The sequence below is a fragment of the Pseudovibrio sp. Ad5 genome (genome assembly GCF_001623095.1).
Lineage (GTDB): Bacteria > Pseudomonadota > Alphaproteobacteria > Rhizobiales > Stappiaceae > Pseudovibrio.
In genome coordinates, this window is the sequence record NZ_LMCH01000057.1 from 67,820 (window position 1) to 91,164 (window position 23,345).

The 23,345-nt window shown below is 48.0% G+C and carries 21 protein-coding genes; 5 read left to right on the top strand and 16 right to left on the bottom strand.

Annotated features, from left to right (window positions below; translation table 11 throughout):
* Positions 1-255 precede the first annotated feature (255 nt).
* From PsAD5_RS15060 to PsAD5_RS15125, 13 genes are all read right to left on the bottom strand, one after another.
* Positions 256-1,386, bottom strand: a complete 1,131-nt coding sequence (locus tag PsAD5_RS15060) for a DUF3800 domain-containing protein (protein ID WP_063292679.1) — start codon at positions 1,384-1,386, stop codon at positions 256-258.
* Between the two features lie 243 nt (positions 1,387-1,629).
* Entirely contained in the window at positions 1,630-1,893 is a 264-nt protein-coding gene (locus tag PsAD5_RS15070; protein WP_014286557.1) for a hypothetical protein, read from the bottom strand.
* A 454-nt stretch (positions 1,894-2,347) separates the two neighbouring features.
* Positions 2,348-2,593: a hypothetical protein gene (locus PsAD5_RS15080; protein WP_063292682.1), complete on the bottom strand. Its 246-nt coding sequence runs from the start codon at positions 2,591-2,593 to the stop codon at positions 2,348-2,350.
* Positions 2,594-2,602: 9 nt separating this feature from the next.
* Complete coding sequence (locus PsAD5_RS15085) at positions 2,603-2,905, bottom strand: hypothetical protein (RefSeq protein ID WP_063292683.1); 303 nt, start codon at positions 2,903-2,905, stop codon at positions 2,603-2,605.
* Between the two features lie 71 nt (positions 2,906-2,976).
* Positions 2,977-5,091 carry a DUF6371 domain-containing protein gene (locus tag PsAD5_RS15090; RefSeq protein ID WP_063292684.1) on the bottom strand — a complete coding sequence of 705 codons (2,115 nt, stop codon included), beginning with the start codon at positions 5,089-5,091 and terminating at the stop codon, positions 2,977-2,979.
* Positions 5,084-5,407, bottom strand: a complete 324-nt coding sequence (locus tag PsAD5_RS15095) for a hypothetical protein (protein ID WP_063292685.1) — start codon at positions 5,405-5,407, stop codon at positions 5,084-5,086. Before PsAD5_RS15095 ends, PsAD5_RS15090 begins: the two co-directional genes overlap by 8 nt.
* On the bottom strand, positions 5,404-5,628 hold the full coding sequence (locus tag PsAD5_RS15100; protein ID WP_193778156.1) for a helix-turn-helix transcriptional regulator: 225 nt from the start codon (positions 5,626-5,628) through the stop codon (positions 5,404-5,406). The genes PsAD5_RS15095 and PsAD5_RS15100 overlap by 4 nt, the downstream gene beginning before the upstream one ends.
* Before the next feature lie 94 nt (positions 5,629-5,722).
* On the bottom strand, positions 5,723-6,517 hold the full coding sequence (locus tag PsAD5_RS15105) for a hypothetical protein (protein ID WP_063292686.1): 795 nt from the start codon (positions 6,515-6,517) through the stop codon (positions 5,723-5,725).
* Positions 6,518-6,729: 212 nt separating this feature from the next.
* The gene (locus tag PsAD5_RS15110) at positions 6,730-8,256 is read right to left on the bottom strand and encodes a UvrD-helicase domain-containing protein (protein ID WP_063292687.1); all 1,527 of its coding nucleotides are present in this window, start codon (positions 8,254-8,256) and stop codon (positions 6,730-6,732) included.
* Between the two features lie 2 nt (positions 8,257-8,258).
* On the bottom strand, positions 8,259-9,977 hold the full coding sequence (locus PsAD5_RS15115; protein WP_063292688.1) for an ATP-dependent nuclease: 1,719 nt from the start codon (positions 9,975-9,977) through the stop codon (positions 8,259-8,261).
* A 350-nt stretch (positions 9,978-10,327) separates the two neighbouring features.
* On the bottom strand, positions 10,328-11,464 hold the full coding sequence (locus PsAD5_RS15120) for a reverse transcriptase family protein (RefSeq protein WP_063292689.1): 1,137 nt from the start codon (positions 11,462-11,464) through the stop codon (positions 10,328-10,330).
* Positions 11,461-11,628, bottom strand: a complete 168-nt coding sequence (locus PsAD5_RS28050) for a hypothetical protein (RefSeq protein WP_193778157.1) — start codon at positions 11,626-11,628, stop codon at positions 11,461-11,463. The genes PsAD5_RS15120 and PsAD5_RS28050 overlap by 4 nt, the downstream gene beginning before the upstream one ends.
* Positions 11,625-12,905: a phosphoribosyltransferase-like protein gene (locus PsAD5_RS15125; RefSeq protein ID WP_063292690.1), complete on the bottom strand. Its 1,281-nt coding sequence runs from the start codon at positions 12,903-12,905 to the stop codon at positions 11,625-11,627. The genes PsAD5_RS28050 and PsAD5_RS15125 overlap by 4 nt, the downstream gene beginning before the upstream one ends.
* Positions 12,906-13,348: 443 nt before the next feature.
* On the opposite strand from PsAD5_RS15125, the gene PsAD5_RS15130 reads away from it, so the two are divergent.
* On the top strand, positions 13,349-14,785 hold the full coding sequence (locus PsAD5_RS15130; protein WP_063292691.1) for a hypothetical protein: 1,437 nt from the start codon (positions 13,349-13,351) through the stop codon (positions 14,783-14,785).
* Positions 14,786-15,002: 217 nt separating this feature from the next.
* Here the strand turns inward: PsAD5_RS15130 and PsAD5_RS15135 are convergent, their stop codons facing one another.
* Together PsAD5_RS15135 and PsAD5_RS15140 are read right to left on the bottom strand one after the other, a co-directional pair.
* Positions 15,003-16,253 carry a tyrosine-type recombinase/integrase gene (locus PsAD5_RS15135; protein WP_063292692.1) on the bottom strand — a complete coding sequence of 417 codons (1,251 nt, stop codon included), beginning with the start codon at positions 16,251-16,253 and terminating at the stop codon, positions 15,003-15,005.
* Between the two features lie 453 nt (positions 16,254-16,706).
* The gene (locus PsAD5_RS15140) at positions 16,707-17,348 is read right to left on the bottom strand and encodes a hypothetical protein (protein ID WP_063292693.1); all 642 of its coding nucleotides are present in this window, start codon (positions 17,346-17,348) and stop codon (positions 16,707-16,709) included.
* 296 nt (positions 17,349-17,644) lie between these two features.
* Here PsAD5_RS15140 and PsAD5_RS15145 point away from each other — a divergent pair, with 296 nt between their 5' ends.
* Together PsAD5_RS15145 and PsAD5_RS15150 are read left to right on the top strand one after the other, a co-directional pair.
* Positions 17,645-17,983, top strand: a complete 339-nt coding sequence (locus PsAD5_RS15145) for a hypothetical protein (protein ID WP_057462490.1) — start codon at positions 17,645-17,647, stop codon at positions 17,981-17,983.
* 130 nt (positions 17,984-18,113) lie between these two features.
* Entirely contained in the window at positions 18,114-20,504 is a 2,391-nt protein-coding gene (locus PsAD5_RS15150) for an ATP-binding protein (protein ID WP_063292694.1), read from the top strand.
* A 6-nt stretch (positions 20,505-20,510) separates the two neighbouring features.
* Here the strand turns inward: PsAD5_RS15150 and PsAD5_RS15155 are convergent, their stop codons facing one another.
* The gene (locus PsAD5_RS15155; RefSeq protein WP_063292695.1) at positions 20,511-21,218 is read right to left on the bottom strand and encodes a response regulator; all 708 of its coding nucleotides are present in this window, start codon (positions 21,216-21,218) and stop codon (positions 20,511-20,513) included.
* A 147-nt stretch (positions 21,219-21,365) separates the two neighbouring features.
* On the opposite strand from PsAD5_RS15155, the gene PsAD5_RS15160 reads away from it, so the two are divergent.
* Both PsAD5_RS15160 and torD read left to right on the top strand, forming a co-directional pair.
* On the top strand, positions 21,366-22,538 hold the full coding sequence (locus tag PsAD5_RS15160; RefSeq protein ID WP_063292696.1) for a NapC/NirT family cytochrome c: 1,173 nt from the start codon (positions 21,366-21,368) through the stop codon (positions 22,536-22,538).
* Positions 22,531-23,214: a molecular chaperone TorD gene (gene torD / locus PsAD5_RS15165; RefSeq protein ID WP_063292697.1), complete on the top strand. Its 684-nt coding sequence runs from the start codon at positions 22,531-22,533 to the stop codon at positions 23,212-23,214. Before PsAD5_RS15160 ends, torD begins: the two co-directional genes overlap by 8 nt.
* Positions 23,215-23,345 lie beyond the last annotated feature (131 nt).

Below are 23,345 nucleotides of genomic sequence, written 5' to 3' on the forward strand. Positions count from 1 at the left end.
AAGCTGTGAATGCCGTCACTAGCCGTCACAGGCAAAGCAATCTATGAGGTTTGACACAATCAAGCCGTCAGAACTTTGTCACTGCTTGTCAGAGCCTGTAAACAATCGGTTATCCTCTAAGCAAGATTGACTTATGCTCTTCGAGCAACTCAATCAGCACTGGAAGGCCGAGTTACGTGAACTCGTCAACATGGATCGAGGAAAACAGCAAACGACCCCAAACCAAATGGCAGGTAAGGTAAGACGCATATACAGCTACTTCAGCATTAGCTCGCCCGACGCAACCCCTCGCTCAGCTATCTCGTAATAAACTTCAATCGGAGCACCAGTGCCACGGCCTTCAGCTGATACAGCAAGTTCGTATAAGACGGCGTAATCAACTTTGACCTTGTCGTTTTCCAGATTTACTCTTTCAAAATCAGGAAATATGGAATCTCGAAGCATGCCGCGATCCATGATCTCACCAGTAGTTTCCATACCGCTGGGAAGTCCTTTCGAAAAACAGTAAACAGCGGTGCTCGCTAATACATCCGCAATCTGTACCGATGGGTGGGCGCGCGAGTCGACAAATTCAAATGGCTTGTTGAACTCCCATCCCAAGTCCTGCGAACCAAGTAGAAAACTAACCCGCTCGCGAGCTACGTTGTTTTCATCACTATTGAAAAAATCAGCGATAGAGCGAAGAGGTTTACTGTCATCACATATAACGGTAAGTGGCTCTTTCTGCTTCCCCCAATGATTGAGGTGACTCCAAAGACATGAAGCTGATAGATCGAGCGTCCATGTACCCTTGTCAGTCATATGTTTTTGAATATTTGAAACTTCTTGGGCAATTATATCTTTGTGACCAGTTGCAAAGCGTTGGATCAACTCAAATGGATGTGGCTGTCCATCAATTGGGAGACCAGTAAACTCGAAAAGGGCCGGAGCATCTCGGATATCTTTGCTACGCATAAAAGCTTGAAACTGCGCCAATGTGTTCTTAGCCTCGGAGCGCTCATCCTGAAACCAAAGATAACAGAACATTGCGATAAAGCGGTGAAAGTCCTTCTGATAGAAAATTTGCGGTTTTCTTTGGTAAACTGGCTCAAATATGTATTCGAAAACCCAGCCACAGAGCGCAAGAAGTTTTTCATGAGCATTGAGAGCGAACCGTCCGTCAAGTTGTCCAATGATGTGCATAACAAGCTTGCGGCCTTGCTGGCTTCCCATTAGTTTTGACGCCTTTAGTTCTGGCATCTGAACGGGGTAAGCTTGCCTTGCTTTCGAAATTAACGTCCAAGCCTCGTCATCAGAGATATTCACCGAAGCAAAAGCAAAAAAATTCTGATCCTTTGCTAATAAATCTGGACCAGTATGCCCTGCTTCATCACATGCAATCCACATTGAAGTAACTCCGCTAAATCACTAAATGCATTACTTATGAGATACAATCAAAACTTGCAATTGAGATAGTTTCAGCACGATACTAGTTGCTTCGGGAAAAATAAAAGTTGGCAGCACCGTGGAAGTTTCAGTGGCTTGTTTTTCAGAACGAAAAACCACCAACTCAAAAAAGGCCTGAGAAGCATCACACTTCCCAAGCCAGAATAATCCGTGAGAGGCAAAACCCCTCTTCATTCCGTGTTTTTAGTCTTTGGAGACTTCCAGCGCACAAGGTTCAAGCAGCTCGGAAATCTTCTCGCTACTTCCCTGCACATCTTCAATGTGATTGCGCACAGTATCAAACAGCGTCAGCAACGCTTCATATTCCTGTGTGTGCTCCATGCGTTCACTCAGAACCACACTCATAGAATAAACCAGATTTTTGAGGTGGTTGGCTGTGAGGTGAAGCTGATCCACTTCATTGCGAAGGGACGTATGGGCACATTTCTCTTTACCAGTGTCAGTCATCTAAAAACCCTCGTAAGTAGTTAGAACACCACTCAACAGAAGGCTTCTGATGGCCCACTGGCGAGCGGGAGGTTCAGAACCTGTACGAGGCAGGCGGGTTTATTCCCCCGCAAAGGGTATTGTATTCACCGCCCTCCCGCCCATAAGCGAGAGTTTGCGTTTGGAGAACCAACTCCAGACACAAAAAAGCCGCGAATTAACGGTTGCGGTGACCGCTCGTACATGAGGTTCTGACGCCTCAAGCTGACCATGCGATGATTGGCGCAAGGTGTCAATGCAAGGAAACTGAATTCCTCCACAAACCCATGGGATTAGCGGGGCCAAAAAGGGAGAACAACAACAAGAACATCAACACCAAGCCCTCGCGAAAACCACATAGGCACTTGCGCCGTGGCCTCGAACTACCCGCAGGCAAGGAAGAGCCCAGGAAGGACCCGTAGTTAGTTGATTTGGATTAGCTTTCGTTTTCCCGTTTTAACGCACCGGGAAAATAGCCGGGATCAGGAACATGTAGTACCCATATCTCTTCAGTTGCGACACACTTGTATCGCTTTGTGCCAGTGAAGCCCCCTTGCGCTTCGTCCGATGGTAACTCTTCGATATGTCCGGCACTCTGTTGATGCACAGCCCAGCTCAAAAATCGTTCATATTCTGCAGGCGAAACGAACTGATCTATCTCTTCAAATATACATTCCGACATGGCAGACCTTCAGTCATCCGAAGGGTGGGAAACAGATTTTCTCGTTGAGCTGTGATCTGTCAAACGAATTAAGTCATCATATGTTAGCTCACCAGACTTGATTCCATTAAACTCATCGACTGAGATCTCATAGATATCGGTGCCGCCGCCTTGTCGCGATACCAGAAACCCAAAGTAACAGCGCCCATCCTCCATCATGTAAGCTTCCCAAGTTTTCTCTTGCCATAGCGTATCAGAGTGAATGATAGGGCGTCCCTTCGGATAGTAAGTGTCGCCAACTTTAGTCAGGTATGGACTATTCAGACTTTTCATCAAACTTCTCCAAAAGCAATCAAAACGACTAGTAGGTCAGAAATAGTTCTCTTAAGCACCTGACCAACTTCTCATATGACATCCAGATAAATCAACCGCCTTGAACCCGTCGCCTTCTTCTGCACCTGAATACGCTTTTGCCTCAACAGCGGAGAAGCTCGATCTATCGCACTGCCAAACGCATTCACCTTTGTCGGCCAGAAACGTGAGGATCTGATCTGATCACTCACAACCATATTGAGCTCAGCCAACAGCTCAGTTGCCGTACCCATCCAGCTCTCTCCACCTTGCCGGACCATGAGAAACTCATGGAGAGCCACCGCAATCGGATCACCTTCAAACACGGCCTCTGCTGTACCGCGCCGGTTGCTTTCATAAGCTTCCAGAAACTCACCCTCTTCCCAGCCAAGGCCAGAAGACGCAGCCACCATCAACCGCGCAAAGTCCGCCATACGTGGATGGCGATCCAGACGAACACTCTCAATATTGCGAATGGCTGCGCTCAACGCATCCAGCAAAGCGCCAAGCATACGCGGTTTAAGCTGCTCCCATTCTTGCCAGAACAGCTCTTCCGGTTGACGGCCTACCTCATCAATCCGCTGGAGGCGAACAGAAAGCGCCCGCTCTGCCAGATCAGCCCGTTCCGTCAGCGCTGGAATGCCATTAAGCAGCACTGGCCGAGCCCCTTGAAACCAATAGGCATCGCCATCCGTATGCAGCTTGCGAGAGATGAAACCACTCCCCGTCGCCATCCGGCAAATTGCATCAGACAACCAACCTTCCATTTTCGAGACATTATCGAAATTAAGCACATGCCCGTTTTGCGCCATCACCATAAGGTCACGCTCATCTTTGGGTAGAGAAGACGCAGCAACCGCACAAGGATCTGTGATAGACCGCAACAACCGCGCCATAGTGCTCTTGCCGCTGCCTTGCTCTCCACCAAGAGCAAGAACCGGATAGCTACGACTACGCCCCCACAACGATGCCACCATCCAGCCAAGAATGAGCTTGCAGTCTTCTTCCTCTGCATTGATAAGATGGTGCATCTCTTCAATGCCATGCCCTTTTTCAGGCACGGGTAACGGAGACATAGTCTGCTTGCGGATGAATTTTACGGGAGGGTTGTTGATCACCTCCCAACCGTCACGGGTGATACGGACAGCTTGCCAGTTCTCATCTGCCAGATCGAGCCAGCTTTCCCCATCCTGCCAGCCAGTGCGCATATACGGCTCATGGCAAGCCCCTTGCTCCAATGCCCGCACTTCAAACACCCGCAAGGCATCGCTTAAGTTCTGCGTTGAAGGTGCAAGCCCGGTCTTCTCATAATACCGCCCCACCAACCAACGCTTGAAACTTTGGCTCTCGACCGGCCAATGCTCATAGTGATCATTCACCAGCACAGTAGCGAAGGCCTCCTTTTGCGGAGAATGCCACAGCTCCAAATCCTGCGCGACCGAAAGCAAACTTACACCACGCACTCTTGGCTTAGCTTCGGGTTCCCGTGCATCCTCTGCCTGAGAAGACGATACGAAGGCTTCTGCTTGTTCTGATGTCCATCCATCAGCCAACGCATCAGCGGCATCCCAGCCTTCTGGAATATCATCAGGCGGCACAAGAACCGTTACAGATGCAGCCCCAACCTTCTCAAGGCAACCGACAACATCATCTGCAAACTTTAGCCCTGCAGCATCTGCATCAGGCCAGATAAAAACCTCACGACCAGCAAGGGCAGACCAGTCTGCTTTCTTAGCTGCATTAGATCCTCCGGGAGAGCTGATACAAACATGTCTCAGTGACAACTGCCTTGCAGCATCTGCTGCTTTCTCACCCTCAACAATAACAATGGGCGCATCTGGAGCTCTTGCCAGAAATTCCAAACCATACAGCGGCCTCGATTGAGACCACGTCTCCCATCGCCATTTCAATTGCTCGCCAACTTGGAACAAACACAGCGGACGATAGCTCTTGCCCTCTCCATCGATATCAAACCGGCAGACATATCCAAGTACCTCACCCGCTGCATCACGATAGGTCCAGCGCTGGGAAGGCACGCCTAACTTAGGATGGAAAGCAGGTGGTTCCGGTGCCTCATCTGGCACCGGTATCACAATCGCCTTTTGTGGCTGCGTTCGATTGGATTTGGTTGCTCGGTTTGTTTTGATTGGAGCAAACGGATCACTCATAAGCATCCACTCCAATCATATCCGCCAGATTGCATGCAGCTTGTTTTTGCGAGAGCGAAAACAGGTAGGCTCCAAGGCTGATAAAATCCCGTCCACCTTCACCGGTGGCAAAATCACACCACAAGCCCGAAGCAATGTTGATCTTGAATGACCCGGCCCGCCGGTCCATCCGTCGCGGGTTCTTCACGGTATACTCGCAACCACAAAGTCGCCCACCTGGGAGCCACTGCCTGCAGATGATATCACCATGCAGTAAAGCAGCTCTGGCAATGCGCTTGAAATCAATACGAGGCCTTGGCTTACAACTCCGCCTCATGACCTCGCCTCCACTTCACTCGTGGAGCTAGTCAGATGAGATTCAATCCATACCTGAATATCAGAAGGTCGGTAGCGTACCGATTTTCCCATCTTCACATAATTTGGCCCGCCGCCACGCACCCGCCACGCCTGTATGGTCCGTATAGAAATTCCAAGATAATCCGCTGCAGCCGCTTCAGTAATCAGGGCGTTCTCAACGCTGTTCAGTTCCGTCCTCATAACCATCATCTCCGCTCATTTGCGATGAGGAAATGTTGGTTGGATTCCACAGACAGAAATAGGTGACACGATTATTCAGTGCAGGTGATCTGAATTATTGATCTAAAGGGAGCTTAGGCCTTGGCCCCGGGTTCTTATAATCTTCGGGAGCATGCAAAGCCCAAAGTCGAACAAAGTGCCGACCACTTAGTCCCGGAAAGAGCTGCAATGCCTCCCTTTCAATATTAGCTTTCTTTTGCCAAGGACGATCTGAAAGAGCCTGCAGAAAACGGATGACTTCAGCCTCAACAAGACGGCCTTTTTTATCAGATTCCGAGCTACGCTTTGTCTTATTGCTTTGAGCCACAAATATCGTCAAATCTTCGGCCAGCACTTGCCGTTGATTACCGTCAATACGCAAGAGTTCATTTCGCCGCCATGAGACATGCGAAAGCTCAGAACACCAATAAGAGGCAGGAACCACGTAGGCATCCGCTAAGGCTCTATCGCGACCTTTCACTATGAGTTCACCACGCTGTAGTGCAGATATCAGAGCCAAATACGTTTCAAAAATCAGCTGAGTTGCCAGCTTTTCTTCTGCTCTCTTGGGAGCCTTGCCGCTCTCAAGGATTTCCATCAACCCATGATCATCCAGCCACTCGGGAAGAACTGTTTTCTTGTGGTGTTGAGTTAAAGTTCGAAGGTCAGCAGTTACAGGCCAACAACTGGGTAAGAGATTTGAAAAATACGAACAGATACCCTCGAGCGTCCAATCATATACTGATGCAACTACGCTTGCATCGTAGATAGCATCACTCACGTCATCTCGATCAAATAGTAATCTGCCAAAGGCCTCATTAAAGAAAAGCCCTTCCACAAGCGTCAGATCACACCCTGTATTCTCCCTCATTTGATTTCCTACCTTAATGATCCTGAATATCACTGTAGACTAGCGCGTATTGAGGAAGGAAACCGATGAAAATTCTTCGTTCAAAATGAAGAAACGAAGGGAAGTTCACTCTCGGAAAGGGCTAACTGAGGACATTCGAATGCTTCGAGCTAAGATTAAAGTAGCTTAACCAGAGCCCAAATTCACTGGCCGACTCAGTCCGGCCAATACATTCAACTTGGATAGGGAGAGAACCTATTTCCATTTGCAAAAATAACCAATCGTTTACAACAGCGACTAACTGCAACATAGAAGTGTTTGGGACACTTAAAGTTATGCGCATCTAATAAAACAACAGTGTCGAATTCTAAACCCTTGGTAAGAAGGGTTGTACCAATACTCTTAACGTCTACTCTCCGACCTTGCCTTCGAAGCTTATTTCTTTGGGAAATCATTGCTTCTTTGGCGGTGCAGTTGGCTAAATCCGCTTGGCGTACGCAACTTATCAGATCCTTAGCGAGTCTAGATCGAGTGTGATATCGGCACTTCAGTGTTTGGTCGAGAAAATAGACAATCTCGTGCAATGTTGCATAAGATGGTACTTTCCTGAACTCATCAATTTTGCGCTCCAAACGCTTGGAAAGAGATGCAAGCCTACCCCTTTTTGCCTTTACCCTCCAGTCGCTATTGTTGGGTTTCGAAAACCAATCATTCAAGCTGACGTTGGCAGCACCCTTTGGTGGGCTTTTTCTAAAAATGAGTTCAAGAATGTTGTAAGTTTTCTTTATCGGTTTGCGTGCTCTAGGAATTGCCTCGATGAGGCCATCGATTTTCTTTGAATCTAGATAAAATTTCTTATCATCAATAGCTTCAAGTAGTTCTATCGAGTTGGAGAAGTCAATACGAGATAGAATTTTCGACCTGTCGTTAATGTCACCGGCTCGTGTTCCGTCTTCCCGGCTATATTCTGGGGTAATCAACAATAAGCTTTGAGAATTTTGATACGGGGCACGACCTTGGACTACTTTTTGCAGTTCTTTACTAAAGTTACTTTGATAATCAGTGAGCTCCTGATCAGTTGTGTTGATCAGGTGAAGTCCATGATCAGGTCTATTTGGTAACGAAAATTGCTTCTGCTCTTTCAGTCGCTGTCTTAACTTTACCATTAACCGACCTAGCGCTTCGTTGTTTCCATTGCTCTCCCATCGATGAGGGATAGGTAAATCAGGAAAACGCTCAAAACCAACTAAGTCTCGATCGAAATCGACAATCTCGCCATTAAAGTCAAAAATGCCTTGCAGAGGATCACCGAGAATATGGCACGGCAACACATTTACCATTTCCATGAGCACATTATGTTGTGACATGGAGCAATCTTGATATTCGTCTATAAATATTCCGGCGTAAGACGCTACCAATACAGCTTGGGTCAACTTTGCTCGGAATAACAGCAGTGCTTTGTCTGTGATTGCGTTGTGAAACCCTCTGTCCTCTTGTGGAGGGAGATCGCCGCCAGTGTAGTAAGCTATAACATATCTTTGTAAAAAACCACTAATAGTCTCAATGTTGTAACGCATAGATGGGATATCGGCATTCCTGAATTTTGCCTTAAGCGAAGCAACTCCAGCATGCGTGTGCGTTAAGATGAGCTGCCGACCATTCGTGTGTTTTAAGCATTCGGCAATTGTATGTGTTTTACCGTGACCAGCCGGAGCGATAAGAAGTGATTTATCTGCATTTACAAATGCTTGGTAATCCATGATTACTCCCCACCATCAATCCATCCAGACAGGCCGAGAAGAGTTTTTTTCAATTTTGCGTTCTCTTCGATGCCACCAATATGGCGGAAGATTACTTCGCCTAATTTTTCTCCATGTCCAACGCTTTTAAACCATTCCCTTTTTTTGACGATAGAAGCTGCTGCTATGGCTTTTCTAACTGCGCGGGTATCGGTTTCACGCCAGTTTTCTTCTAGTGGCTCTGCTTGCGGACACTTTGCTGCTATTGAAGAATTCAGAGCATCAACGTCACCTTTCTTATGAACTGCTAAAACGTAATCAACGAGTTCGAGTACAGCTGGCCAAGGCAGGTCATTAAAGACTTGTTGTTCGACGCACAGCTGATCATCACAATCGAAAACGCTTATGCCCATTTCCACCCAGTCATTCTTTTGCGCATTAACCCTATCGTCGTCAGTGTCACATAAAAGTGCTGTTGTAATGCCGATTTCATGAATCTCAGTCACACGACTAGCTAATTCATTTCCGGTTCCATCAATATAAGCGCAATCGAGAAATGCCATAGGAGGTTTTCTTTCGACTTGACGCCATGCGTCCAAAGCACGGCAAATTCCGACCTCTGTAGCTCCTTCACAAACTATTACTTGCTTAGCAAAAAATGCCTCAGGGCAGGCTCGTACAGCTTTCAAAAGGTTTTCATCATCACCATCAAATGACGTTTCTATTAGTTCATCTGTGGACGGGCTTTTACTAAGGTGTTTTATGGGAGCGCTGCCAAGCTCCTGTACCGCATCACGGGAGTGCGTAGTTAGAAAGACTTGGCCAAGGTCTTCCTCTTTTAGGTGGCGCACTAAGTGTTTTATTCGGTCAGGTTCAAGACCTTGCTCAAGCTCATCAATAAGAACAATGCCTTTGTTCGGCGCGTTAGCAGCCAGTGCAGATTGAATGGCTAATGAAGCAAGCCGCTTGGTTCCCTTACCTTTACTACGAAATGGAACAGTTCCCTCGTGTAAAGAAACCCTTCCATCCTTAATGGACAGATCTCTGGCGTCGAGTGTTGTTCCTGCTCCTTGCAAACTTAAACCCATGATCTTGGCTTGCTGTTCAATGAGCTTGGTTGCCTGCTCCAATTTTCCAAAATCTGCGTCATCAATTCGCTGCTTAGCCTCCCGTAAAGCAGCGATTATAATGTTTTCGTCATGCCCATGATTAGTTTGCAGGTGCTTTTGAAGCGAGTAAAGTGGCGCTCCTTTATTCCAAGAAAAATGCTGATCGATATAATCTGAGATCATGAAGCAATTCAATGATGCACGATTGCTGGCCGAAATTTCAATATCCTCGTTCTCACGAACCGTTGTGACCACCCAACGGGGTTCTAGCTCACCATTTACAGTTAGTTTTATCGAAAGAGATGGTATTTCACTTTCAGGATCAACCTCATCCACTAAGTAGCCTTCAGCGTGAAGGCCATACTTATGATCCGCTAGGAGCACCTCAGGAAAATGCACTAGCTTCACAGTGATTTCGATCGGTTCTGTTACGTTGCAGTTATAGAAATCGGTATCATAGAAACTCAAGTTCCATCTCGGGGATAGCACGGCTGCTATTGCATCCAAGATAGTCGTCTTCCCGCTGTCGCCTCGACCTATGAGACAAACAACCTTTTGTTGATAGGGGATCGAGAGATCGAAACTCTTAATTCCTCGAAAGTTTCTTACTTTAAGGGAAACTACTTGGGTCATCGGGTGTGAATCTAACTTAGTTAAAATACCTCCTAATAATGTATATCACCTGATAATCAATTAGAAGTTGCTACAAGCTTTCTTATTTTTCTGCTTCTAAACAATCTTGAAGTCAGTAGTTGCAGGCAACTTCAATTGGCTACGGTCACGGCTAAGTTCAGCCCACCGCACACAACGAGCACAGCACATACTGAAGTTGAAATGTCTCTTTTACCAAGCAGCACCCAATGAGAAGTCAAATGTCCGATTTAGTTACTCAGCAATATGCCTGTAATCAGGCCCGCAAGCGGCTGTTCGAACGGGTCAATCAAGGGTTAGGCAACTCTTAAAGATTTCGTTTAACAACTGTATTACCATTTAACTCGATTATACTCAGAGTAGAGTTTGTTTCCGTACTTTCGGTCAACATGATAAGCAAATGAAATCAAACCAAGAACGTGATGTCTCATCCCAGTCACAGAACTGAACTTTCTATTGGCTTGGTGGGCTAAAACTCCAATTTTTTCGTGATTGAGAGCATAGAGGTGCGTTTCGATGTTGTCCTTGTACCGCCTTGTGAGACGAGGGCGCTCCCTATCAACTAGTACTCCTAACAAGATTTTTCTTGCTCCGGGCGGTGATATCCTGGTTTTGTTAGAGTTTTCGGATAAACCGAAGCTTTTAAGTGTACCCTCAACTATCCCTCTGAGTTTGAGTGCGTCAGTTCGTGATACACTTTGTTCAGTTGAGAAAGCTATATCGTCAGCGTAACGGGAGTACTTCCACCCCAGTTCATCTGCAATTTGCTTCAATTTTACGTCTAGAGAATACACCGCAAGGTTAGCCAGCATTGGGCTTGTAGGTGCTCCCTGAGGAAGAAAACCCTCAGTTGCTGACGGGTGCGGAAATTCGGTTTCTCGCAAGTGAGAATAGTGTTTCTTATCAATCGAACGTGTGCAAAGGCGGGCGAGTTGGAATGACAATAATGCAGTGTATCCGCATTCCCTAAACACCTGATATGCTTGACGCTCCGTGATAGATTCAAAAAAATTGCTGACATCCATTTTCAGCAGCCAAGCGCAACCACAGTGTAGTGTCGCCGCAGCAAGCATGTCGCTTCCGGGCGCAAAACCGAAACTCGATGGATGTGGTTGTATTAAGTTCAAGATATTCTGTGCGATCCACCGTTGAGTTCGGAGTATGTGAGGTTGGGGTGCATAGATATCTCGGAAGCGCCGCTTGGGAGCTTTACTCCCATTGCCGCCGCTTTTCTTTCGAAGTCGAAAGTGGCGATAGGGATCGCTCATTCTATCGACAATCGGGCGCAGGTCTTTCGGAGACACATCGACCAAATGAGCAAGGTGCGAAAGTGAAAAAATGACAGGCAGGTTCGGTGAAACTTGTTTGATTGCTTTGGCAATGGAAACTGCCGCTGAAATAGTATCGAGATCTCTGCCCGATGCCCTAGCGCCACGCACAAAATTCTGAGAGTCCCAAGGATGCTTCATCTACTTTCACCCGGAACGGGTGCTTTGGGCAAAGGAAGCAATGAAGGCATACGACTGTGTCCCTCCGGGACTGCTTTCTTTGCCCAGAGACGTGCAATCATGCGCTCCATCGACGGCGCTGGGAAACCCCAGTGCCCCAGACGATCAGTGTAAGTAATCGTCATGACCGCCCTTTCGAGCGGTGGGTACTAGATAGCACCTTGGAAGCTCTCAGTGTGATAGGATAGTACGGATCTTCGTTTGTTGGAACTACGATTTTTCTTTCGCGGTTGATATTTTGTGCCTTCAACTCATTGTAACCTTTATCCGTAAGGCGCCCGTTAGCTTCAATTAATTTTCTTTGATAAGCAACCTTGAGCGCTTCCATTATGTCCGCCCTTGGCAGCGAAAGCCGCTCCGACAATTCTTTTACTTTTTTCCTTGAAAAGCGGCCTCGCAGTTCTTGGAGAACTAGCAGTATTATTCGCTCTTTGACGTCAGCAAGAGCATCAAGCCTGTATCCCCGTTCGCTGGCAGCCCTGGCGACCTGCTCACTTTTTGAACCTGACCAGAATAGAGTTCTGAGATCAGAAGGGGCATTCCCCACATATAAGGGCTTAAGCTGCTTCGTGTTCTTCCAAAGAATAGAAGGCGCATTATTCGGAATGCCGTAGCTAAACAAGATCAGTGCAGCTGAATCAAGAAACCCTCGCACATAGTCATCTTTTGGGTCCTGTTCGGCAAACTTGTCTAATAAGCTATTCCAACTCATTTGGTGTTGTTCAAACTTTGAAGAGTCCAGGGTTGGAACTGTATAGTTAGATCTGACGTCTGGACGAGAAATGTGCGAGCTAACTGCTGCCATTCCATCCTGTGTTGCTGCAGCTGCGATCACTACAAAATCAATCAGCCCAGTGCTGTGCCAAGATCTCACGGTCCGAACATTCCAAAACTTATCTAGCATTTTGGTCAGACGACTTCCTGATCCAATAAAATCAGTCACAATTGCGATAGTTGAAATCGGACTTTTGTCGCTGCGAAACCTATTTGGGCCGGGGGTATTGATCAGTACTCCTGTGTGCTTTTTCACAGCTTGAGCGATTAGCGAACTGATGATGCCTTCACTTCCGACTCGAACCCCTCCTCTGATAGGCTTTATCGGTGGAGGTCCTTTCTTCCCGATAGCACGTTCCCGAATAGAACCATTGGATCTTTTTACTTGCTCAGTTTGGAATACTCGCTTTTCTTGAAATTCCCTCTCTGCATATACAGCTATCGCCTTCCTTTTCCCTGAACGCTCCGAGGCAAGCTGATCTAGCAGTTTATGAATAGATTCAGATACTTCATCTAAGTTGATCAGTTGAAGACTGTCGAGCAACGTCCTCGCTTTTGCTCTGTCTGCGACTTCGAAATTTCTCAACCATGCTTTTCCGGTCTCAGTTTTTGAAATTGAATCAATCATCACATTTACATCTCACGCAAGCTCATAGTTGGCCACCAATTTGCCCGTGAGCACACTTAAGAGACCTTCAAAAAGAACTCTGATTAGTATTCAATCAGCGAACTCGGAGATTTCGAGGTTAGCAATGACAATCTGAGCTGTCATAAACCTACTTCAGTGTTAGTCACCTTCGTGCACATCGATATTTGAGGCAAGGGTGTTTTGCAAAAAAATGCAATCTGAAATAGCAATAATGTAAAACGGGCGATCCCTGCATTAAGATGAACGTCTACGTATGATCACTTGCAGCCATTAACAGATACTAGCAATGAATAAGCACGAAGACTCCTATTTATTGTGCGGGTTGCATCTCAAGATGTACCACTACTATAGATATTGCTTCGGCTTTGGTGCATGCTGAGAAGTATCAGTCATATTGCGACTGAGATGGCTCCGGAGTTTTCATGGCGAAGTATTGTAACCCAATTTTGTTTTCGGCACATTTTGGCGTTGATCCCGACGAGTTGGACAAGGCAAACCTACTAGACCCATTTCTTAATGTGGATTTGGAACTTTTCATCGATCCAGTCTTGCTCGAAAAGTGTTCCTATGAGGAAATTTCGAAATATGCGGTCGAAGATTTTCGGGAACACTTCAACAACGTCATTCGACTCTTAGCGATATCGGAGAACGAAGGTGATGTTGCATGGAAGGCCGCAGAAGACCTCTTGAACTTACAAGAACCTCCAGAGAATGGTTTGGGCTATGGTGGTTCGAGTAGGTCAGGTAACTCTCGATCTGACGAGGTCAAGCAATCAATTCTAAGAACTACTTCAGATATTATTAGACTGGGTGCAAAAGATCCGGACATGATCTCTCTTATGGGTTTCTTTGAAGAAGGTGTGGGCCCTGACACCATTAGCGATTTTACTACACGAGTCATTTTTTTGAGACTTGCAGCAATTACCAGGGATTTTTGTGAACGCACGAATGTGACAACGCAAAGACTTGGAGAAAACAGCGAAGCAAGACTGCCCGTTTACGATGATGGGAGTGGCAAAATCAGACCATTCTTGTTGGTACCAAAGGATATTGTTCGCGATTTACCTATCGCAAATGATTGGTCAGATGTTCAAGCCGCCGCCATGTTGAATGGTCAAATTCGGTCGCGAGTTAGTCGGATGCTCGCGGGGATCACAAAACCGACTGTTACGCAATACAAAGAGGCTTTGCGAAGTGCGGCACTAAGTTCTTCTGAGGCATTCAATCACTTTCTTGCGTCTGTAATGGCGAATGCAAAAGCATACGATGCTGATGAAGATATACTGGGTTACTTCCGCTTACGACAATTGATATTGCAAGACAAAACAAGATTTGAAGAAAAGTCAAACGTAGATTTGACTAAAGGGCCAGAAGCAATCCGAGATGTCGTACTAGAGGCGATTGGGATGTTTAAAAAGCACGTTGAAGTTGGTGACCTCTGGAAGGAACTCTGGACGGGCGATAAGCCAAAACTAGAGAGAGCTTCACAGATCATTTTCCAACTCGCCGCCGATGCTTTCTGCAAGGCTAACAATATTGATATGTCACCCGAAGCAAATATGGGAGGCGGACCCGTCGACTTTAAGTTCTCCTCAGGCTATGAGGCGAACGTGCTGGTAGAGCTAAAGAGAGATACCGGAAAAGTTAAGCATGGTTACGAAGTTCAGCTTGAGCACTACAAAAAAGCTAACAGCAGCTTTTTTGGTATCTTCGTAGTTCTTGACTATGGAAAGCTCGGGGGCAAACTTGAAACGATCCAAAATATAAGAAATAAGCGGATTGCTTCAGGCCAACGAGCATCTGACATAATCGTTATTGATGCGACGCGAAAGGAATCCGCCAGTAAGAGACTTATATAGCCTAGGATACTGCACGCTCGTACACCGGACTTTAATACGGGGTGCAGCGCATTACCGTTTCCTGCCTACGGCTGCAAGTTGGAATAAATTCATCTGAAGTTGAAGCTCTTTTATAACTGGAGCTAGTCAGTTTCAGACCGAAGGTTGCAGTTAGTCATGCTGAGACACACAGTTTTCGCAAACATCCAAATACTCAAACACACCGACAACGTAGTACTCACTCCCCTCCCTTCAACCCCGCCTCTATCCGCTCACCAACCGTCTCTGACAACACCCGTATCGGATGCGCATCATGGTTCACATAGCGGTTGGTGATGGTCACGTTGCGGTGGCGCAGAAGATGGCTAATGAGGAAAGCGTTGCTACCTGATTGCGCAGCAAACGTACCAACCGTATGGCGCAGATCATGAATGCGCACATCTGGGATGTCAGCATGATGGCGCACCCGCTGCCATGCGTTTTCCACCAGCTCTTTTGTAATATGCCGTGTGGGGTCATTGATGCGGGCGAGCACAAAGGGCGAACCATCCAAGCGCGGTATATCGGCGAGGATATCCAGCACATTCCCACTCACCGGATGAGGTTTGCGGCCATCCCCTTTCTTTGAAGGCAAGGCAATGGCCCCTTCATCAAAATCAACATGCTTCCATTCAAGAGAAGCGATCTCCATCAATCGCGCACCTGTGTAGAGCAGTAGCTTAAGGCAGTAGAGCGCCATCGGGTTCACGGGTGTACGCCGTTTCTCAATATCGTTGCGCAGATGCTTTGTGTGCTCCGGCTTGGCCTTGATGATCCACGGGAGCCCCTCTTTCTCAGCAAGCTCCAGCGACTTACCAAGTCGCTGCAACTCATCACCAGATAAGAACCGGTCGCGCTCATTCTCCCTATAACGCTTCACCAACCGCACCGGATTGCTGTGTTCAGGCCTCAAGCCCCACACTTCAGCCAGGTTGAACGCTTTAGAGATGATCGCCAGCACATGGTTTGCTTGTCGCGGGGTTCTGCGCATAGAACGATGCAGCTTGGAGATATCCTGTCGGGTAACTGACGCCAGCTTTGCTTTGCCCAAGGGCTTCCTCACACAGCGTTCAAGAATACGCCGGATCTCAATAAGAGACTTTGGTTTGTTGTGCACCTCAACATGCTCACTCAGATACATGTCCAGCAAATCATCAACCGTCGGCGCGTTGCGAATGATCTTGCGATTAACGGTTGGGTCTTCCCCATTGCGCACCTTGGCCAAAACATCGACAGCCAGTCCCCTCGCCTGATCTGGTGTCAGCTCTCCGTATTTTCCGAGTGTCAGACGGCGAGAGCGCCCTTCTAGTGTGCGATATTGAACAATGAAGGTTTTACGCCCGGTTGGCGCCACCTGCAGCCCAAATCCTGAGAGCTTACCGTCCCACACGAAGTACTTCTTCGCTGTTGGCTTCGCCGCATCAACCGTCCGCTTCGTAACATTGGGCATCAGACAAAACTCTCCCGCTGACGGCCCGCGACAAGAACCGTCCCACATGCGAAAATAGAAGTTAAAAGTATTCCCCGATTACTGCTGTTTCTGACGGCCTGACAGCTTGTGACAACCTTTTGGGCTTCTCTAATGGCCCTGCACAAAACACGGCCTCATCCCCTTATAGATCGCTTGCGCTATGCCTAACGTTTTTTGTCAGCATATTGTAAGCAAATGTACGAGTTTCGCAGCGAAATGCAAGGTAGGCAGGAGCAAATAATTTTCTACAACTCATTGATTCATAGCACTGAATCGTAGTAGAGTGTAAGTGGACGTGAGTTGCAAATTGCAACTTGTAATCAGGGGGTCGCGGGTTCAATTCCTGCTGCTAGCACCTTCGTTTCTCTCTTGATTTATCAAGAGAATTCCAAAGCCTCCCGGAGGAGGCTTTTTTGCTTTTCTGAAATGAGCTCACCCATCCAGATCAATTGGATCACTGTCAAACGTCAGGCCAGGGACAAGGACGACGGAACCGTCCTTTTCTTTCTTTGCTGCCAGTGACAGATACAAAGTTCCCGTGGAACCCACATCCATAATCGCGAAGAGGTAGGGGGTGTCGGGAGTTCCCATTCCGGTTGGATGGTCCAGGCGACCTGTTGCGAGGCCAACCAGTGCGGCTCCCCATGCTTTTAGAGTTTCGCGATCGCCGGCAACTTTTTGGACCCAGTTCTCGATGGTCTCCGGCACATCACCACCATTCGTAATCAGCGAGAGCCAGTCTATTGCTGGCACTTCGCCCAAATCACCAACATGGCCACCAAATCCGATAGCTGGAAAAAGAAGCGGGTTCCACTTGCTGAATTCTTCAGCGGCATTTGCAGCCTTATCACTACTGCCTTTCTTCAGAGCCTGTAATGCATCTTTTAGACAACCGTTGAGATCTTTGCTGACGGTTTTTAGCTGCTTACGCAATTGAGCGACTGGGTCTTTCAACCAGTCTTTATTGAGTTTGTATTCTACAGGATCTTTCCCCACGGGAAGAAGCAGCCCAACCAGAAGTCCAAACTCCAGAGTTGCAACATCCAGCTCATCGGCTCCTATTGTTTTTTTCATACCAAACTCCTCACGGTATCTGCGTTAAAACACTTGTGAGGAATGACGAGAGCCTGGCGACTGCGTGAATATCTGGACTTGTAGAACTCAGTAGATGGTTAAGGAATGAGAAACCCATCAGCATGTTGGCCGCCGATGAAGCCGTTAAAATTCTCATAGAACTTTCGGGCACGGTTTAAGCATCGGCTTACCTCAACTCCAACGGACAACGCTCAATACCTCATTTTATGGCTAGATAATAATTACATATCGCCATAGGCACGACCGCATGCTCCCCCAGAACGAGGAGACCTGTAATGAGCTTAGAAAACCCAAACACTGGTGAAGATGTAAATGCTCTTGAAGGGATTATAAGCACCTATCACTCAGAAATCGCAGACAACACGATTTTGCTGGCAGAGCTGGCCAAACTGAAAGATTTTCTGGAACACAGTGGCCAACATTCTCTCAAAGAACGCGTACAGGTCTTTGACCATATTCTGGAAGAACTTCAGGAAAACTCCGGCGACCACCTTCGTATGACGGAAGAGAGCCCTCAACTGGATCACCACGAAGTAGAAGCCAACCGGCATCTGGATGAACAGGAAACCTTAAGAGACGCGCTGAACAGGTTCGGTTCTCGCTACCTGAACTGACTTCAGCGCAAAGCACTCAAAAGCATCGCCAATTAAGGAGTGCTGCGTACGCCCCAGCACGTAGCACGGCAGTTTTAATTTGACCGTCCCTTCCCTTCGTATCATGCCTGAAAGCAAGACGGAGGCAATCATGCATGTGCTACGAGATCTGATTTTACAAAATGAAAACACCCTCATAGACCGCATATTCTTTTATGCCAAAAGTCAGGGTTACACGCAGTACACAGCCACACTGCGGGAGGCATGGCGCATATCAGTTGAAGGTCTATCAAAATCCATCATCACAGCGATGGAGTCTTATGACACACCGCCTGAAATTGATGTCAGCTCCGATTTCTCCAGCCACCCCTTCGCTGCATTTGGCGTAGAGCAAGCCAAGAGCCATCGATCCAGAGGTGTAACACTGGGCTACTTCCTCGGTCTGACAAAATACTACCGCAGCGCCTATCTGGATCTGCTGGAAACACAAGAGTTTTCAGAGGCAGATAGAGCCAGATATCGCGCCTACTTACTGCGTTATTTCGATTTCATGGAACTTGGGTTTTCGACGGAATGGAGTGGTGTAGCCGAAGATAAAAAACTGCACGAGGCTTATGAAGAAAACCGCCGTATCACCAATGAGAAGAACAAGTATCTCACCATCCTGGAAAGCCTGAGCGACCCCATCGTATTGATGGATGAAAGTGGCCAGGTCAATGACCTGAACTATGCTGCTCAGGCTGTTTTTTGTGGGTTGCAAAACACGAAGGTCAAATACGTCAATGCAGCCACACGTGAGCTGCTGACAAACCAACTACTGCCTTATCTGCCACAGAAGCTGGAAAGCTGCTATACAGACATCACGCTGGACACCGCGATAGGTCCACGCGTTTTTGATATCCGCGCCCAACATATCGTCGACTTCAGCCGCAAGTTTCCCGGGATGATCCTCATCCTCAATGATGTCACCGACCATAAAAAAGCCAAGGAAGAAGCTGAAGCCGCGAATAGCGCCAAGTCCACCTTTCTTGCTTCCATGAGCCACGAAATCAGAACACCTCTGAACGGAGTGCTGGGACTAGCCGACCTCCTCAAGGACACGAGCCTCAAGCCAGAACAGCACCGCTATCTGGATGGCATCATCTCCTCCGGCGAAATGCTGCGATCAATCCTCAATGATGTACTGGATTACTCCAAGGTGGAAGCAGGCTCGCTGGAGCTGGAGGCCGTTGATTTCAAGATCAGACAAGTCATCAAACAGGTTGTTGACCTCACCCAACAAGACGCTGAAACCAAAGGACTACAGCTTCACATAGAGGTACATCCGCAGGTTCCAGAAATACTGCGGGCTGATCCCACCAAGATCAGGCAAATCCTATTGAATTTCGTCAGCAATGCCATCAAGTTTACCAGTAAAGGTTCCATCACCATCGGCGTGCATATTCCTGAAAGCAAGATCCGACAGGCAAGATGTCTTCAGATCATGGTGACGGATACTGGAGTGGGTCTGCCCACCGGAGATCACAGCTACCTGTTTGAACCATTTGTACAGCAAAACGCCGCAATCAATCGCTTGTTCGGAGGAACTGGTCTCGGTCTTGCAATCTCAAAACGCCTGGTCAACGCGATGGGTGGTGAAATCGGTTGTCGATCTAATCAAGCTCAGGGCGCAAGCTTCCACTTCACCATTCCGTTTTTTGAAGCGGATCAGACCGTCAGCGTCATTGAAGATAAGCAAGAGAGCTGGAAGCCAAAGAAGTTGAAAATCTTGCTTGTTGAAGACAACAAGGTCAATCAGTTGGTCACTGAAGGCTTCCTAGATAAGGCAGGGCATGGATGTCGCACAGTCGGCGGCGGTGAAGACGCATTGGCCCAGTTGCACGAACACCGTTTCGATTTGGTGCTCATGGATAACCGTATGCCCGGTCTGAGCGGCACAGATACCATCGCCCGCATCCGAGCCTCTCACTACCACCATATTTCCAACATTCCCGTTATTGTACAAAGCGCCTGCATCTTCCTGGCTGACATCGAGAAGAGCTTCACTGCTGGTGCCGATGGGTTCCTTGGCAAGCCGTATTCTCAAGAGGACCTTGAGGATGCCATCGCCTCCTGCCTCTCTGACAGAGCCATGTTTGCACGTAAATCCAGACAGACATTGCAGGAGCAACCTACAGAACTCATTGATACAACGGTGTTACGTGGTCACTTCGAGATGCTGGGAGAAACGCGGGCCAAACGCATTGTCGATGCATATATGCAAACGTCGCGTTTCATCATTCCAGAGCTGCGAAACCACATCGCAACCCAAAACTTTTCCAAGATCAGAGACAAGGCGCATAGCATGAAGGGCGCATCCCATAATGTGGGTCTCATTCATACCGCTAATCTCGCAGAGCAGTTGGAACAGGCAGCTCAAAACAAGGAAAAGCACAAAATTATGGAGATCTTCAGCGCACTGGAGGTGACCTACACAGCCTCAAAGCACAAGCTGAACGAAACCTGGCTCAATTGCCTGACGAAAGCACCGGCAAGCGCATAAGCGTCTTCAGTACGCACCTGTAAACACATAGCCAACGCCATGCACAGTCATGATCAAAGTCGGGTCTTTGGGGTTCGCTTCAATCTTACGGCGCAACCGGCCAATCAGCACATCAACAGTACGGTCGCTTGGGTCCCATTCCCGATGGTTCAGGTGATCCAATAGGTTATCACGGGTGAGTACGCGGCCTTTGTTCTCAACCAGCGCTGAGAGCAGCTCAAACTCGCCACGTGTTAAACGAACATCCTCTCCCTCAGGAGATTGAAGCCCGCGCTTGTCCAAGTCCAGAACCCAACCTGAGAAATTCAACACGCGCTCATCAACAGCGGCAGGCACCCGCCCTGCCCTCACCCGGCGCAGCAAATTTTTGGAACGTGCTAACAGCTCACGCGGGTTGAACGGCTTGATCACATAGTCGTCAGCTTCCATTTCAAGCGCAACAATCCGGTCCACATCATCCGTCCGGCCTGTCACCATGATGATCCCGACGTCAGACTTCTTTCGCACGTCCTTCAAAAGCGTTAGGCCATCATCATCTGGCAGACGAATATCAAGCATAATCAGGTCCACATCACCACCAGCAAAAACCGAGCGCATTTGCGCGCCGTCTTCTGCTTCAGAAACACGGTATCCTTCGGTCTCAAAATATCCGGAAAGTGCCACGCGGCTGGTCAGGTCATCATCAACGACCAGTATATGTGCCTTATTTGTCATATGCTTGTTGTCGGCTTGTGTGTTTACATCATGTTTACACCATTCTACACCCCGTTCATATTTCCTCCAAACGCTATTTACAACCTTAGTCTAATTCTCTGAGCATTGAACGGACCGACTTGTCCGAGAGTGCAAAAGAGATAGAAGATGAATATCTGGCGACTCCTGCGGACGAAAACCGCAATATTTCCAATAAGCTTATTACTGTTCGGCACATTTGCAGGTGGCGTCGTGTTCTGGGGCGGCTTCCATACCGCAATGGACTACACCAACACTCTGGAGTTCTGCGTCTCGTGTCATGAAATGCGCAGCACGGTCTACGAGGAGTACAAGAAGTCTCCGCACTTCTCGAATGCATCAGGCGTTCAAGCAGTCTGTTCAGATTGCCACGTGCCCAAAGAAACTTACCCAAAGATCATTCGCAAGATCGAAGCTGCCAAAGAGGTCTACTCTAAACTTACCGGCAAAATCGACACCAAGGAGAAATTTGAAGCCCATCGCCTGACCATGGCCAAGAGTGTCTGGGCAGAGATGGAAGCCAACGACTCTCAGCAGTGCCGCAACTGCCACAAGCAAGCTTCCATGGACTTCGCCAAGCAGCATCCCAAAGCCTCTGAAACCATGCAGAAGGGTTTCAAGGACGGCGAGACCTGCATCTCCTGTCACAAAGGCATTGCCCACAAACTGCCAGACATGTCTCAGGGCTACAAAGCTTTGTATGACGAGCTCAAAGCCCTGTCAGTAAGCGAAGGTGCAAGCGCAGATCATCTGTACGCCATCACCAGCAAACCTTTCTTCGTTGAACAGTCAAAAGCGGAAAGTAACGGCAAAAGCGACGGTCGCATTCTGGGCGGAACCGATGTCGCCGTTCTGGAGCGCAGCGGCAATCTTCTCAAAGTGCGCATCGCCGGTTGGCAGCAAGATCAGGTGGACCGCGTGATCTATGCCCTTCGAGGCCAGCGCATCTTCTCTGCCACTGTCGGTAAAAAGGTCATCGATAAAATCAAACGCCTAAGAACCGAGGTGGATCCGGACACAGAACTCACCTGGCATCAGGTACAGATCGACACTTGGGTCTCAAAGGAAAATCTGATTTCAAACGGAGATCAGCTCTGGACCTACACCAAGGAAATGTACAGTGCCGCCTGCTCAACATGCCATGGCCTGCGCGATCCCGAGCACTTCCTTGCCAACCAGTGGATCGGCTCCCTCAAAGCCATGAAGCGCTTCATCTCACTGGACAAAGAACAATACCGCATCCTGCAAAAGTACCTGCAACTCAACGCAAAAGACACAGGTGGGAGTGAAGCTCATGGGTAAGCACGAAACCATCACTCTTTCCAACAGCGACAGATCTCTGGTTTACCGCTGGCTGGCAAGTTTCTTCACTAGTGAAGCGAAAATCGAAACTCTGGAGAGCTACAGCTCTCCAGAAGGACGGGCGCTTCTGGATGTCTTCTCACAAGCACCGGCACTCACATCATTTACGGGCGAGCTTGCCAAGCTGACAGAGCTGTCCGTTGAGAGTTATCAGAGCAAGGTGCTCGATCTGGCAACCGCATATTCTCGTCTGTTTCTAGGTGTTGGCGGTCAACACTCTGCCCCTCCTTACGAGTCCGCCTATTACAACGAAAAAGGCACGCTCTTCCAAAAGCCAACAGCAGACATGAACAAGATCCTTCAGGATCTGGGTATCTCCATTGAGAATTCAATGAAAGAACCCGCCGATCACCTCGGCGTTCAACTCAACGTACTGGCAGAGTACATCGACCGCGAAGCTCTGGCAGAAGCCAATGGCGATCATGAGACCGTATACACCTCACATCAGAACCAGATCCGCTTCCTCTCGAACCATCTTCTGAACTGGGTGCCCTCTTTTTGCGAGAGCTGTAAGCGCTTTGACAAGTCAGATTTTTACAAAGAACTGGCCAATGCCCTCAGCGCCTGGCTTGCCATGGATCTTGCTCGCTTGAATGAGGCAAAGACCATCACCTGACCAACTCCATTTACAACCTGTTTACTCGATTTTACATCCCGTTCAATCAACGCGCGAACCACGTTTACACGCAGTGACTACGGTGAAACTCAAGAGAAAACAGGCTGTTTTCATCGAGCAACTCGCTCAAC